This is a genomic window from Verrucosispora sp. FIM060022, from assembly GCF_003977705.1.
Lineage (GTDB): Bacteria > Actinomycetota > Actinomycetes > Mycobacteriales > Micromonosporaceae > Micromonospora > Micromonospora gifhornensis.
The window spans coordinates 74829-90440 of the sequence record NZ_RQIV01000005.1; the positions used below are offsets into that span (position 1 = coordinate 74829).

At 72.1% G+C, this 15612-nt stretch carries 8 protein-coding genes; 7 read left to right on the forward strand and 1 reads right to left on the reverse strand.

Translation table 11 applies throughout. The features are described from left to right. The first annotated feature begins 57 nt into the window (after positions 1–57). From EG812_RS15665 to EG812_RS15695, 7 genes are all read left to right on the forward strand, one after another. Positions 58–2007, forward strand: a complete 1950-nt coding sequence (locus EG812_RS15665) for a CRTAC1 family protein (protein WP_102657068.1) — start codon at positions 58–60, stop codon at positions 2005–2007. Between the two features lie 5 nt (positions 2008–2012). Continuing rightward, positions 2013–3023 carry an RnfABCDGE type electron transport complex subunit D gene (locus tag EG812_RS15670; protein WP_126711955.1) on the forward strand — a complete coding sequence of 337 codons (1011 nt, stop codon included), beginning with the start codon at positions 2013–2015 and terminating at the stop codon, positions 3021–3023. Beyond that, complete coding sequence (locus EG812_RS15675) at positions 3020–8758, forward strand: type I polyketide synthase (protein ID WP_126711956.1); 5739 nt, start codon at positions 3020–3022, stop codon at positions 8756–8758. The genes EG812_RS15670 and EG812_RS15675 overlap by 4 nt, the downstream gene beginning before the upstream one ends. A gap of 1 nt (position 8759) precedes the next feature. Then, positions 8760–9200 (forward strand): acyl-CoA thioesterase, encoded by a 441-nt coding sequence (locus EG812_RS15680; protein ID WP_013733448.1) that lies wholly within the window; start codon positions 8760–8762, stop codon positions 9198–9200. A gap of 19 nt (positions 9201–9219) precedes the next feature. After that, complete coding sequence (locus tag EG812_RS15685) at positions 9220–9801, forward strand: flavin reductase family protein (protein WP_013733449.1); 582 nt, start codon at positions 9220–9222, stop codon at positions 9799–9801. Then, the gene (locus EG812_RS15690; RefSeq protein WP_126711957.1) at positions 9798–11150 is read left to right on the forward strand and encodes a cytochrome P450; all 1353 of its coding nucleotides are present in this window, start codon (positions 9798–9800) and stop codon (positions 11148–11150) included. The genes EG812_RS15685 and EG812_RS15690 overlap by 4 nt, the downstream gene beginning before the upstream one ends. Positions 11151–11424: 274 nt before the next feature. Continuing rightward, a complete protein-coding gene (locus EG812_RS15695; RefSeq protein WP_126711958.1) occupies positions 11425–14457 on the forward strand; it encodes an AMP-binding protein in 3033 nt (1010 codons plus the stop codon). A 127-nt stretch (positions 14458–14584) separates the two neighbouring features. On the opposite strand, the gene EG812_RS15700 is transcribed toward EG812_RS15695, so the two are convergent. Then, a complete protein-coding gene (locus EG812_RS15700; protein WP_126711959.1) occupies positions 14585–15598 on the reverse strand; it encodes an SDR family NAD(P)-dependent oxidoreductase in 1014 nt (337 codons plus the stop codon). Positions 15599–15612: the final 14 nt, after the last annotated feature.

The following is a 15612-nucleotide window of genomic DNA, read 5'->3' on the forward strand; positions in this document are numbered from 1 at the left end:
CGACGCGCGGTGGGGTCGCCACCGACGAATCCGTCACCAACGGGAGGTCTTGAGTTCATGTCAATGACGATTGGCTTGCTGCGCCGGCAGTTGGCCGGAATCATCGGCCTCGCACTCGTGGTCGGGATGTTCTTCGCCGTCCGGCTCCCCAGCGCCTCGGCGGCGGAGCGTACGGAGTTGGCGTCCCGGTACGCGTTCGAGCCCATGGGCATCGCGCTGCCGGCCAGCAAGCATCAGCAGACCGTGCGCAAGGTCAACCAGACGTACACCCACATCGACGCCTGGATCTCCTCGGTGGGCGCCGGCATCGCGATGAACGACCTGGACGGTGACGGTCTCGCCAACGACCTGTGCATCACCGACCCGCGCACCGACCAGACGATCGTCACCCCGACTCCGGGTCTGGGCGAGCAGCGGTACCAGCCGTTCGCGCTGGACGCCGCGCCGTTGCCGATCAGCCGGATCACCGCACCGATGGGCTGCGCGCCGGGTGACTTCAACGAGGACGGCCGGATGGACCTGCTGGTCTACTACTGGGCCCGCACGCCGATCCTGTTCCTCAACAACGGCAAGGAACTCAGCTCCGGCACCGCCGCCTACCGCCCCGTCGAGCTGGTGCCCGGCGTCGGTGTCGGCGAGTACAACGGCCCGCTGTGGAACACCAACGCGGTGGCCATCGACGACTTCGACGGTGACGGCCACGTCGACATCTATGTCGGTAACTACTTCCCGCACAGCCCGGTCCTCGACGACACGGTCAAGGGCGGCGTGGAGATGAACGACTCGATGTCCTACGGCCTCAACGGCGGCGAGGACTACGTCTTCCGGTTCACCGAGGGCACCGGGGGCGCCGAGCCCACCGCCGTGTTCCAACGGGTGGACAACGTGATCCCGCACAGTGCCTCCAAGGGGTGGGCGCTGGCTGCTGCCGCCGTCGACCTCGACGGTGACCTGCTGCCCGAGCTGTACCTGGCGCACGACTTCGGTCCCGACCGGCTGCTCTACAACCGGTCCACCCCGGGCAACATCGAGTTCGCCCTGGTCCAGGGGGCCCGTAGCGCGACCATCCCGAAGTCGAAGGTGCTGGGCCGGGACTCGTTCAAGGGCATGGGCGCCGACTTCGGTGACATCGACGGTGACGGCCTGTACGACCTGTTCGTCAGCAACATCACCACCCCGTTCGGCATCCAGGAGAGCAACTACACGTTCATGAACACCGCCGCCGACCAGAGCGGGGTCAAGACGGCGTTCAGCAGCGGCAAGGCGCCCTTCCGGGACCGTAGCGCCGACCTCGGCCTGGCCTGGTCGGGCTGGGGCTGGGACGTCAAGATGGCCGACTTCGACAACGGCGGCCGGCTCGCCATCGCCCAGGCCACCGGCTTCGTCCGCGGTGAGGTCAACCGCTGGCCCCAGCTGCAGGAGCTGGCCACCACCAACGACACGCTGGTGCGCCACACGAGCTGGTGGCCGAACGTGCGTCCCGGTGACGACATCGGCGGCAGTCAGCGTCTGCACTTCTTCGTCGAGGGCAAGGACGGCCGGTACGTCAACATCGCCCCCGAGCTCGGCCTGGACATCCCGCTGCCGACCCGAGGCATCGCCACCGGCGACGCCGACGGCGACGGCCGGCTCGACATGGCGGTGGCCCGGCAGTGGGCCGAGCCGATCTTCTACCGCAACACCAGCCCGGACGCCGGCGCCTTCCTCGGCCTGCGGCTGACCCACGAGACCGCCGATCCGGCCGCTACCGGCTCGCCGGCGGTGGGCGCCCAGGTCATGGTCACCACCCCCGACGGCCGCAAGTTCGTCTCCCGGGTCGACGGCGGCGGCGGGCACTCCGGCAAGCGCAGCAACGAGGTGCACATCGGTCTCGGCGCCGAGGTCACCGGTTCGGTACAGGTCACGCTCTGCTGGCGCGACCGCACCGGGCAAATCCGTAAGCAGGACCTTCAGCTGACCCCGGGCTGGCACGACGTGCAGCTCGGCTCGCAGGCCAACGAGAGGTAACGGAGATGGCCGACACCAAGACCAGCCCCGTCCGGCACGACGCGAAGACGACGACGGCGCTGCGCCGCTTCGCGATCTCGATCACGATCTTCAACATCGTCGGTTACGTCTACCTCGGTTTCGAGCAGCCCTGGCTGTGGCCGTTCATCGCGCTCGCCACCGGCTACACGGTGGAGATCGTGCTGGAGGTGATCGGCGCCCGGGCCGAGGGTCGCGCGCCGCGCTTCCTCGGCGCCGGAAAGCGCGGATTCGTCGAGTTCCTCTTCCCGGCGCACATCACCTCGCTGGCCGTCAACATGCTGACCTACGTCAACGACCGGGTCTGGGTGATGATGTTCGGGGTCACCGTGGCGATCGCCGCGAAGTGGATCCTGCGAGCCCCCGTCCGGGGTCGACTGCGGCACTACATGAACCCGTCGAACTTCGGCATCGCGATGATTCTGATTCTCTTCCCGTGGGCCAGCATCGCGCCGCCGTACCACTTCACCGAGCACACCCCGGCGCTGGGTGACTGGCTGGTCCCGGCGATCATCCTCACCGCCGGCACGATGCTCAACGCCAAGCTGACCGGCCGGATGTTCCTGATCATGGGCTGGCTGTCCGCGTTCGTGCTCCAGGCGGTGATCCGTGGCCTGGTCCTGGACGTCTCCATCCTGGGTGCGCTGGGCATGATGACAAGCGTGGCGTTCGTGCTGTTCACGAACTACATGATCACCGACCCGGGAACCAGCCCGTCCCGCCCGGCGTCCCAGATCGCCTTCGGCGCCGGCGTGGCCAGTCTCTACGGGCTCATCACGGGCATGGGCATCGCGTACGGGCTCTTCTTCGCCACCGCGGCGGTCTGCCTCATCCGCGGCATGTTCCTCTGGGCGCTGCACATCTCCAACAAGGCTCGCGAACAGCGGGAAGCCGCCGCCGCGGCGGCGCCCACCGACGGGGTGCCGGTCCCCGCGACCGCCACCACCGACGCCCTCGCCGCGGGCCCCAACTCCCACAAGGAAGCGGTGCCGGCATGAGCAGGATCGCCGTCGTCGGCCTGGCATGCCGATATCCGGACGCCGCCTCTCCCGGTGAACTGTGGGAGAACGTGATCACGGGCCGGCGGGCCTTCCGCCGGCTGCCGGACGAACGGATGCGGCTGGCCGACTACTGGGATGCCGACCGCAGCGTCCCGGACCGGTTCTACGCCCGCAACGCCGCGGTCATCGAGGGGTACGAGTTCGACCGGCAGAAGTACCGGATCGCCGGCAGCACGTACCGGTCCACCGACCTGACCCACTGGCTGGCCCTGGACACCGCCGCCCGGGCGCTCGGTGACGCCGGTTTCCCGATGGGCGCCGAACTGCCCCGCGAACGCACCGGCGTGGTGGTCGGCAACACCCTGACCGGGGAGTTCTCCCGGGCGAACGTGATGCGGCTGCGCTGGCCGTACGTCCGGCGGACGGTCGGTGCCGCCCTGCGCGAGCAGGGCTGGGACGACGACCAGCTCGCCGACTTCCTCGGCACCCTGGAACAGCGCTACAAGGCGCCGTTCCCGGCCATCGACGAGGACACCCTGGCCGGTGGCCTGTCCAACACTATCGCCGGGCGGATCTGCAACTACTTCGACCTCAAGGGCGGCGGCTACACCGTCGACGGCGCCTGCTCGTCGTCGCTGCTGTCGGTGCTCACCGCCTGCCGAAGCCTGGTGGAAGGCGAACTGGACGTCGCGGTCGCGGGCGGGGTCGACCTGTCGATCGACCCGTTCGAGATCATCGGTTTCGCCAAGACCGGTGCGCTGGCGCGCGGCGAGATGAAGGTCTACGACCAGGGCTCCAACGGCTTCTGGCCCGGCGAGGGCTGCGGCATGGTCGTCCTCATGCGCCACGAGGACGCGGTGGCGCAGGGCCGGCGGATCTACGCCTCCATCGCCGGATGGGGCATGTCCTCCGACGGCAAGGGTGGCATCACCCGGCCGGAGGAGGACGGCTACCGGCTGGCGCTGACCCGGGCGTACGCCCGCGCCGGGTTCGGCATCGAGACCGTGCCGATGTTCGAGGGACACGGCACCGGCACCGAGGTCGGTGACGCGACGGAGCTGCGGGCGCTGACCGAGGCGCGTCGGGCCGCCGGTGCGTCCGGCACCCCGGCCGCGATCAGCTCGATCAAGGCGATGATCGGGCACACCAAGGCGGCGGCCGGGGTGGCCGGCCTGCTCAAGGCGGTCCTCGCGGTGCACCACCAGATGCTGCCGCCGACGGTCGCCTGCGAGGAGCCGCACGAGGTGCTCACCTCGAACGAGGCGAAGCTGCGGGTGCTGCCCACCGCCGAGCCGTGGCCGGCCGACGCGCCGCTGCGCGCCGGGATCACCGCGATGGGCTTCGGCGGCATCAACACCCACCTGGTGGTGTCCGGTGAGGAGACTGCGCGTCGCTCGCCGGACGCCCGGACCCGCACCATCGCCGCCCGCGCCCAGAACGTCGAACTGCTGGTCCTGGACGCGGACACCCCGGCCGAACTGGCCGAGCGGGTCCACGCCCTGGCCGGACAGGTGATCCGCCTCTCCTACGCCCAACTCGGCGACCTGGCCGCCAGCATCTACACCGAACTCGGCGACCGGCCGTACCGGGCCGCGGTGGTGGCCCGCTCGCCGGAGGACGCCGAGCGTCAACTGCTGCGGGTGCACGCGGCGCTGCAGGCCGGCGAGAGCCGACTGTACGCCGCCGACGGCCGGGCCTTCCTCGGCCACGTCCGCGGCGCCGCCCGGGTCGGGTTCCTCTTCCCCGGCCAGGGCACCGGCCGGGGTCGACCGGCCGAGGCGCTGCGCCGCCGGTTCACCCAGGCCGACCGGATCGTCACCGAGGCGGCGCTGCCCACCGGTGACGTGGTGGCCACCGAGGTCGCCCAGCCGCGCATCGTCACCGGTTCGGTCGCCGGGCTCAGCGTGCTGAGCGCGCTCGGCATCGAGGCCGACGTGGCCGTCGGGCACAGCCTCGGCGAGCTCACCGCGCTGCACTGGGCCGGGGCGATGGACCTGTCCTCGGTGCTGCGGATGGCCGCCGCCCGGGGACGCACCATGGCCGAGCACGGCCGTCCCGGCGGCACCATGGCCGGTGTCCCGGCCGACCCGGAGACCGCCCGCCGCCTGCTCAGCGGGGAGCCGGTGGTCATCGGCGGCTACAACAGTCAGCGGCAGACGGTGATCTCCGGTCCGATCGACGCCGTCGAGCGGGTGCTGGAACGAGCCGAGGTGGCCGGGATCCCCGGCAAACGCCTACGGGTCTCGCACGCCTTCCACTCGCCGCTGGTCGCCGAGGCGGCCGAGGCGTTCGGCGGCTACCTCGCCGAGGAGCGGTTCCAGCCGTTGCAGCGCCAGGTGGTCTCCACCGTGACCGGCACCGTCCTGCCTGCCGACGTCGACCTGTCGGTGCTGCTGCGCGACCAGATCACCGAGCCGGTGCTGTTCGCGCAGGCCATCGCGATGGCCGCCAAGGAGGTGGACCTGTTCGTCGAGGTCGGACCGGGGCGGATCCTGTCCGACCTGGGCCGTACCGACACCTCGGTGCCGACGGTCGCGCTCGACACCGACGACGAGACGCTGGCCAGCGTGCTGCGCGTCGTCGCCGCGGCGTACGTGGTCGGGGCGGCGCGGGTGCATCCGCAGCTCTTCGACGGCCGGCTGGTCCGGCCGGTCAAGGACGTCGACGAGTTCAGCTTCTTCGCCAGCCCGTGCGAGACCGACTCCGACGTGGTGCTGCCCGACTCGCCGCCGCCGGTCGCCGCGCCGGCCTCCGTGAACGGTGCCGCACCCACTGGGGAGCCGGCCTCCCTGGTGCTGCGTCAACTCGTCGCCGCCCGGGCGGAACTGCCGCTGGACATGGTCGGTGAGGACAGCCGGCTCCTCGACGACCTGCACCTGAGCTCGATCACGGTCAGCCAGGTGGTGAACCAGGCTGCGCAGCAGCTCGGCGTACCGCCGTCGCGGCTGCCCACAAACGTGGCCACGGCGACCGTACGGGAGGTCGCCGAGGCGATGGAGGCGCTGATCGGCACCGGGTTGGCCGAGGACCTGACGCAGCCCGCGTCGGTGCCGGGCGTGGACACCTTCATCCGGGCGTTCGCGGTCGACCTGGTCGAGGCGCCCACACCGGTGCCGGGCCCGGCCGAGACGAACGCCGGGTGGCAACTGTTCGGTGGCCACACCGACCCGCGCGCGGAGCAGGCCCGGCAGGCGCTGGCCGGCGGCGGAGTCGGCGGCGGAGTCCTGGTCTGGCTGCCGGCCGACTGCACCCCGGAGCAACTCGAACCGGCGTTGCAGGGGGCGCGGGCGGCGCTGACCGCCGGAGCGGGCGACCGCTTCGTGCTGGTGCAGCACGGCCTGGGCGCCAGCGGCCTGGCCCGGACCCTGAGGCTGGAGGACCCCCGGATCCGGACCACTGTGGTGCACCTGCCGGCCACCCTGGACGTCGCCGACCGGGTGCTGGCCGAGGTCGCCGCGACCGACACCTATCACGAGGTCCACTACGACGTGACCGGGGCGCGTCGGCAGCAGGTCCTGCGGGCCCTGCCCATCGACGCCGGTCGGGTCGAACAGCCGCTCGGTGCCGGTGACGTGCTGCTGGTCACCGGCGGCGGCAAGGGCATCACGGCGGAGTGCGCGCTCGCCCTGGCCGCCGACGCCGGTGCCAAACTCGCCGTGCTGGGCCGTTCCGACCTGGCCGCCGACGCGGAACTGGCGGCCAACCTGGAACGCTTCGCCGCCGCCGGTGTGCAGGCGCGCTACCTGCGTGCCGACGTCACCGACCCGGTGGCGGTGCGGGCCGCGGTCGACGAGGTCGAGCGGCTGCTCGGCCCGGTGACCGGGGTGCTGCACGGCGCCGGGCGCAACGAACCGGCGGCGTTGACCTCGCTCGACATGGACGCCGTGCACGGCGCGCTGGCACCCAAGGTCGGCGGCCTCGCCGCGGTCCTGGACGCCGTCGACGCCGACCGGCTGAAGCTGCTGGTCACCTTCGGCAGCATCATCGGCCGGGCCGGGCTGCGGGGCGAGGCGCACTACGCCACGGCCAACGATCGGCTGGCCGAACAGACCCGTCGCTTCGGCGCGGCCCACCCGACCTGCCGCTCGATCTGCCTGGAGTGGTCGGTCTGGTCCGGTGTGGGCATGGGGGAGAAGCTGTCCGTCGTCGAGTCGTTGGCCCGCGACGGCATCACCCCGATCACCCCCGAGCAGGGGGTGGCGGTGCTGCGCCGGCTGGTCACCGACCCGGACACCCCGGCGGTGGTGGTGATCAGCGGACGGGCAGACAGTCTGGACACGCTGCGCTTCGAGGAGCCGGAACTGCCGTTGCTGCGCTTCGTGGACCGGCCGCAGGTGCGCTACCACGGCGTGGAGTTGGTCACGGACATCGAACTCACCGCCGGCAGCGACCTGTACCTGCCCGACCATCTGCTCGACGGCAACCTGCTCTTCCCCGCGGTCATGGGCATGGAGGCGATGGCCCAGGCGGCCATGACGGTGACCGGTCGCAGCGAGGTGCCGGTCATCGAACAGGCCCGCTTCGCACGGCCGATCGTGGTGCCACCGCACGGCAGCACCACCATCCGGGTCGCGGCCCTGGTGACCGCCGACGACACGGTACGGGCGGTGATCCGTACCGCGGACACCGGATTCGCCGCGGACCACTTCGAGGCCACGTTGCGCTTCGTCGAGGGCCCGGTGCCGGACGGTCCGCCGGAGCAGGTCGCCGACGACCTGCCGCCGGTGCCGCTGGACCCGGCCCGGGACCTGTACGGCGACACCCTGTTCCAGGGAGCGCGCTTCCAACGGTTGCGCGCCTTCCACCGGGCGGCGGCCCGCGACGTCGACGCCGACGTGGCCACCGTGCCGGAGACCGACTGGTTCAGCGCCTACCTGCCGGACACGCTGGTGCTCGGAGACCCGGGGGTGCGCGACGCGCTGATGCACGGCAACCAGGTCTGCGTACCGGACGCCACGCTGCTGCCGGTGGCGATCGCACGGCTGTACCCGGCCGGGTCCCGGATGGGCACCGGTGAGCCGTTGCGCTACTGCGCCACCGAGCGGGAGCGCGACGGAGACACCTACGTCTACGACATCGCGTTGCGCACCGGCACCGGCGAGGTCGTCGAGCGGTGGGAGGGCCTGCAACTGCGGGCGGTACGCAAGAAGGACGGCCGGGGCCCCTGGGTGGCGCCGCTGCTCGGCTCCTACCTGGAGCGGACCCTGGGCGACCTGATCGGCACCGCGATCGCGGTGGCGGTGGAGCCGAACGCCGGTGACCAGCCGGAGTTGGCGGTCGGTCGGGCCCTCGGGCACGCCGCCGACCTGCGGTACACCCCCGACGGGCACGCCGAGCAGGTGGACGGGCGGTACGTGGCGGTCTGCCACGGCGCGGAACTCAGCCTCGCCGTGGCAGCCCGTACCCCGGTCGGCTGCGACGTACGGCCCGTCTCGCCGCGACCGGTCGACAGCGGCGCCCCGGTCCTGGGCCGGTACGAGGCGCTTGTCGACCAGGTGGTCACCGGCTTCGGCGTCGACCGGGACACCGCCGCGACCCAAGTGGAGGCGGCGCTGGACTGCCTGCGGCAGGTCGACCTGCCGGAGCATCTCTCGGTGACGCTGACCCCGATCCAACGCGACGGGTGGCTGGTCTTCGCCGCGGGCGCGACGCGGGTGGCGACCTTCGCCACCACCGTTGGCCCGGCGGCCATGCCTGTCGTGTTCACCGTCCGTACCGACGGAGGGCTGTGAGGTGGAGGACTACTACGAGTATCGGCACACGGTCGGTTTCGAGGAGACCAACCTGGTCGGCAACGTCTACTACGTCAACTACCTGCGTTGGCAGGGCCGTTGCCGGGAGATGTTCCTGCACGACAAGGCGAACGACGTCCTCGACGACCTGCGCAGCGATCTGAAGCTGTTCACGTTGAAGGTCGACTGCGAATTCTTCGCGGAAATCACCGCCTTCGACCAGTTGGCCATTCGGATGCGGCTGGTCGAACTCGCCCAGACACAGATCGAATTCAGCTTCGACTATGTCCGGATGCATCCCGAGGGCGAGGTGCTGGTCGCCCGCGGCCGGCAACGGGTGGCCTGCATGCGGGGGCCGAACAACCGCACCAGCCCGTCCCGGGTGCCGGAGGCGCTGGCCCGGGCGCTGGCGCCCTACCGGGTGCGGGCGCGGGCGGCATAGCGATCCACGGGAGGTACACGTGAACGTCCAGCCAGAGCCCACCGCCGAGCCGTGCGATCCGGTCCAGTTGCGCCGTGCGTTCGGCACGTTCGCCACGGGCGTGACCGTGGTGACCGTTGGCGGAGAATGTCCACACGGGATGACCGCGAACTCGTTCACGTCGGTCTCCCTGGATCCGCCCCTCGTGCTCATCTGCGTCGATCAACAGGCGATCATGCATCGCAGCCTGATCGAGTGCGGCCAGTTCGGAGTCTCCGTCCTGGCCGCACACCAGGAGCCGGTGGCCCGGCACTTCGCCGACCGCCGACGCCCGTTGGGCGCCGCTCAGTTCGACGCGGTCGACTGGGTGCCGGGCCGGCTCACCGGCGCTCCGCTGATCGTCGGGGCGCTGGCGCACTTCGAGTGCGAGCTGTGGCGGTCCTACGACGGTGGGGACCACACCATCTTCGTGGCCAACCTGCTCGCGGTCCGTCGGGAACCGGAGGCCGACGGGGTGCTGTTCGTACGTGGCCGGTTCCGGCAACTCGACCGGGACGGCATCGACGTGGCTGACGGTGTGCCGGCCTGGCAGGCCGCTGTCCGAGGCGGGGTGACGGGATGACCATCGCAGGAACGCGGCGGGTCACAGCGGGACCGACCGGAGCGGCGATGCTGCGTACGCTCTGGCAGCTCGCCCAGGACCGGCTGGGCATGATGCGCACCGCGGCCAGCTACGGCGACGTGGTCCGGCTCGGGCCGAGTTTCAAACGGCTCTACTTCTTCAACCACCCGGACCACGCCAAGTACGTGCTGGCCGACAACAGCCAGAACTACCACAAGGGCGTCGGACTGGCCCAGGCCCGGCGGGCCCTCGGCGACGGCCTGCTCACCAGCGAGGGTGAGCTGTGGCGCAAACAGCGGCGGGTGATCCAACCGGCGTTCCAGGCCAAGCGGATCGCCGCCCAGGCCGGCGTGGTCGTCGACGAGGCCGCCGGGCTGGTGCAACGGCTGCGGGCGCACCGCGACGGCGCGCCCGTCGACATCGTCAAGGAGATGACCGGGCTCACCCTCGGTGTGCTCGGCCGTACGCTGCTCGACAGCGACCTCAGCGAGCACCGCTCGGTGGGCCACTCCTTCGAGGTCATGCAGGACCAGGCCATGTTCGAGATGGTCACCATGGGTTCCGTGCCGACCTGGCTGCCGTTGCCGCACCAGCTGCGGTTCCGGCGGGCCCGGCGGGACCTGCAACGGGTCGTCGACGCGTTGGTCGCCCAGCGGCGGGCGCGGGGCGAGGAGGGCGACGACGCCCTGTCCCGGCTGATCGTCTCGACCCGGCAGGAGGCCGACCCTCGGGTGGGTCGGCTGCGGATGCGCGACGAACTGGTCACCCTGCTGCTGGCCGGTCACGAGACCACGGCCAGCACGCTGGGCTGGACGTTCCACCTGCTCGACCGGCACCCGGAGGTGCTGGAACGGGTCCGCGCCGAGGCGGTGGAGGTGCTCGGCGACCGGCAGCCGGTGTACGAGGACCTGGCCCGGCTGCGGTTCACCGCACAGGTGATCAACGAGGCGATGCGGCTGTACCCGCCGGTGTGGATGCTCTCCCGGATCGCCCAGCAGCCCGACGTGATCGGCGGCTACCACGTGCCGGGCGGCTCGGACGTGCTGATCTGCCCGTACACCCTGCACCGGCATCCGGAGTTCTGGGACGACCCGGACCGGTTCGACCCGGACCGGTTCGACCCCGCCCGCCCGAACGACCGACCCCGCTACGCGTACGTGCCGTTCGGCGCCGGACCACGGTTCTGCGTGGGTAACCACCTGGGACTGATGGAGGCCACCTTCGTCACCGCCATGGTGGTACGGGAACTGCGGCTGACCGGCGACCCGGCGTACCAGGTGGTGCCCGAACCGATGCTCTCCCTGCGGATCAAGGGTGGCCTGCCGATGCGGGTCACGGTGGTCTCCTGACCGATGGCGCGATGAACGGACGGCGTGCCGCCGACGACGGCGGCACGCCGGAACAAACCCGAAACGCGCACCGTCGCGAGGCATGTCGCTGCGAACCGGCAGCGAAGGCACGCGGCGGCACTACGGCGTGTGCAGGGCCGGAAAGGCAGGTCGGAAATGTCATTTCCGGTCTGTTTCGGTCGACTGAATTGCTCGACGGATAATCGTCGGCACCGGTATTCGGGATCGCAATCACTGAGAAGACCGCCGCAATTCCACATGCCACGATTCGTCCGTGGCAACGAGCGGAGAAACGACGCTGACCGGCGACGCCGAGGTGGCAGTCGAGCCGGGCCCCACCTCCTGGCTGCAGGACGGTGTGTGGCTGCTGGAGCAACTCGCCCCGTACCGGGGTGTGCACCGGCTGGTCCGCACCTGGCACCTGCACGGGACGATCGACGTGCCGGCGCTGCGGTCGGCCTGGCGCACACTGCTGGATCGGCACGAGGTGCTGCGGACCCGGCTGGTCGAGGTGGACGGCGTCCCGCAGCCGGTGGTCTCCGCCGACAGCACCGGCGCGTTCGTCCACGTCGACCTCGGGCACCTGGCCGACGCGGAACGCGAACGCGCCATCGACCGGGTCTGCACGGCGGCCGCCTCCGTCCCGGAGCGGGCCACCGACACGCCGCTGGCCCGGTTGACGCTGGTGCGTACCGGCCCCGCCACGCACCGGCTGGTGCTGGCGCTGCACCGGGCGGTGGCCGACGACCGGTCGATCTCGATAATCGTGGACGAGCTGTCCATCTGCTACGCCGCGCAGGTACGCCCCGGCCCGATCACCCCCGCGTCGCTGGCCCCGGTGCTGCGCTACGCCGAGTACGCCCGCTGGCAGCGTGACCTGGTGGACGGCCCGGTCGGCCGCCGGCTGCTGGACTGGTGGACCGCCCACCTCACCCCGCTGCCGCCACCGGTACCGCTGCCCGTCGACCACGACGGCGCCACCCGCCCGGCGGGGCCCGCCGGCCTGGTGCCGTTCGACTGGGGCACCGCCCTCGCCGACCAGTTGGCCACGTACTGCCGGACCCGGTCGGCCAACCCGGCGGCGGTGCTGCTGGCCGCCGTGCAGGCGGTCCTGCACCGGTACGGCGACGACGACCGGGTGACCGTCGCGATGCCGGTACCGGTGCCACCGCCCGGGTTTCCCGCGCTCGTCGGCCCCTGCGACAACCTGCTGGTCCTCACCACCGATCTCGGCGGTGGCCCCACCTTCAGCGAGGCGGTGGACCGGGCCGCAGCCGTGCTGCGGGCCGCCACCAGACACCGGGAGCTGCCGTTCGCGCGGCTGGTCCGGGAACTGCCCGTCGAGCGTGACCCGAGGCGAGTGCCGTTCTGCGACGTCCTGCTGGCCCTACCGGGCCCGGAGGCGGACCTGCGGCTGGCCGGTGCCGGTGTCGTACCGACGGCGGTGACCGACCTGGGCCCCACCGTCGCGGATCTGGCGATCACCGTACGCAGCACCTGGCCCACGGTGGCCGGCACGCTCAGCCACCGCGCCGACCGGTTCGCCTCCGCCACCGCCGCCGGCCTGCTCGGGCAGGTGCGCACGCTGCTGTCGGCCGCGCTCGATGCACCGCACACGCCGGTGCATCGGCTGTCCCTGGACGGCCCGACGCTTGTCGGCTCGACCGACGGCCCGCGCGCCGAAGCGCTGCCCGTGCACGAGATCGTCCGTCGGCGTGCCGGACAGAACCCGGAGGCGGTCGCCGTGGCAAGCCGGGACGGCCGGTGGACGTACGGCGAACTGGAGCGCCGCACCGCGGCGGTGGCCACGTACCTGCGCGGGCTGGCCGTCGAGGGCGCGCCCGTGGCGGTACGGATGACCGCCGGGCCGTGGCAGCTCGCCGCGTCGCTGGGCGTCCTGCGCGCCGGTGGTCACCTGGTCCGGTTCGGCACCGGCGACGGCGGTCAGCGCGGCCGGGCGATCCTGTCGCAGCTGCGTCCGGTCTGTCTGCTCCGGACGGGGGAGGACCCGGACGACGACCTGGCCCGCTGGTTCCGCGACGAACTCGACGGCCGGCTGGTCGACGTGACCTGCCTGCCCCGCCCGTCGACGACGACGGCGCCGCCGCCGACCGACGACCTCACCCGCACGGCCTATGTGGCGTACGCCTCGGACTGCACCGGGCGGCCGGCGGGCATCGCCCACGACCACGCGGCGCTCGCCCAGTTCGTCACCTGGATGGCCGACGCCCTGGAGCTGACGCCCGGTGCCCGGGTGGCCCAGTGGCTCGCCCCGGCACACGCCCCGAGCCTGTGCGAGACGGTCGCCACGCTGGTCGGTGGCGGCACCCTGTATCCCGTGCCGGTCCGCATCCGGGCGCACCCCGAGAACCTGGTCGACTGGTTGGTCCGGGAGCGCATCACCTTCCTGCAGACGGTGCCGAGCCTCGCCCGGGAGCTGCTGGGCGTCCTCGCGGCCCGGGAGCCCGCCGCCCGGCCCACCAGCCTGCGTCGGCTGGTGCTGACCGGCGAGACGCTGTCGGACGAGGTGGTGAACGGCTTCCGACGGGTGCTGCCGGCGACCCGGCTGGCGACCCTCTACGGCCCCGCCGAGACCATCGCGGCCACCTGGCACGAGATCACCGGCCCGGTGCCGGCGAACGTGCCGATCGGCCGCCCGATTCCCGGACGGCAGGTGCTGGTCCTCGACGAGGCGGACCAGCCCTGCCCGACGGGCCTCACCGGCGAGATCGTGGTGCGCAGCCGCTACATCTGCGACGGCTACCTCGACGACGGCGGGCACGACGGCAGCGGTGAGTACGACGGCAGCGGCGACGACGGTAGCCGACGGCGGGCGGCGTTCCGAGCCCCCGACGGGGAGCCGGCCGACGACAGCGACCTGCGCTGGTACCGCACCGGTGACCTCGGGCGCTGGCGCTGGGACGGGCTGCTGGAGTTGCGTGGCCGCCGCGACCCGGTCGAGGCGTTGCCCCGCCAGGCGGCCGGCAAGGGGGAGCGTCGCCGAGCGCCCGCACCGAGATCGGCAGCGGCGCGACGGCCCGTGGACAGCCCGGTGGGACGGGGCCTGGCCGAGATCTGGTCGGCGCTGCTGGGCACCGGTCCGTTCGCGGCCGACACCTCGTTCTTCGACGCCGGGGGGCACTCGATGCTCGTCCCCCAGCTCGTCCGGCGGATCCAGCGCCGCTTCGGGGTCACGGTCCCGCTGCGCGAGTGCTTCACCCACCACACGTTGGCCGGGATGACCACCCTGGTCGAGGCGGCGGAAGGTCGGGCGGAACTCGCCGCTGCCGCAGACACGGCACAGTAGCCGCGCCGACGGCCAGGGCGGCCGGCGCCAGGGCAACGCCGGCACCAGGGTGGCCGGCGCCAGGGCACGCCGGCGACGGATCGCCGAAGGAGGGAGCGCCGCTGGAGGCGACGCCGTCGCCTCGTGGTCAAGCGGCGTCGGCGGCCAGCCCGGCCTGTCGCCGGCTGATGCGGCCGGTCCGGTACAACCAGGCCACGGTGTCCCGGATCGTCTCGGTGACCGGGCGGGTCGGCGCGGGCACCTGCGGGCCGGTACGCAGGTCGCAGTGACAGGTGTAGACCGCGCCGTACTCGACGGGGACGTGCCAGGGCCAGATCCGCTGGAACGCGGACGCGGCGGCCCCCACCGGCAGCACCGCCGCCGAGGGCAGGTAGGCGACCGGCAACCGGCGGCCGGTGACCTCGCGTACGGCCGCGACGAACTCACGGGTGGACAAGGTCCGTCCCGGTGCCAGCAGGCGTCGCGGGCCCGGCCCGGGTCGCAGCGCCGCGACGTGCAGGTCGGCCACCTCGCGGACGTCACCCACCGGAAATCCGCCGCCCGGCCAGATGGGCAGCTGCCCGCGCAGCAGCGCCCGCAACCGGGCCACCTGATCACCGACGTACGGGTCGTGTGGGCCCAGCGTGGCCATCGGGTACGTGATGATTACCGGTGATCCCGCTGCCTGGTGCCGTCGGGCGATCTCCTCGGCAGCCGCCTTGGTGGCCATGTACCGCTCCCGTGGGCGGCTCACCGGCAGATCCGTGGCGAGCGGAGCACCCCCGGTCGGTGCCAGGGCCACCACCGAGGACACATGCACGATCGTCTCGACGTCGGCCGCGCGGGCCGCGTCGAGCACCACCTCGGTGCCCCCGACGTTGACCTGCCACATCTGCGCGTGACGGCGGGTGTCGAACGAGTAGACCCCGGCGGCATGCAGAACCGCGGCGCAGCCGTCCATCGCCCGGCCGACCGACCGCGCGTCGGTCACGTCACCGGTGACGGTCGCCACGTCCGCGGTGGACACTCCGAGTGGTTCGAGGGCAGGCCCGACCGTGTCGGGGTCACGAACCAACAGTCGCACCTCGTGCCCGGCGCGCAGCAATGCCGCGGCCGTGTGCGAGCCGATGAAACCGGTGCCGCCGGTGACCAGTACACGCACGTTCGTTCCTGCCC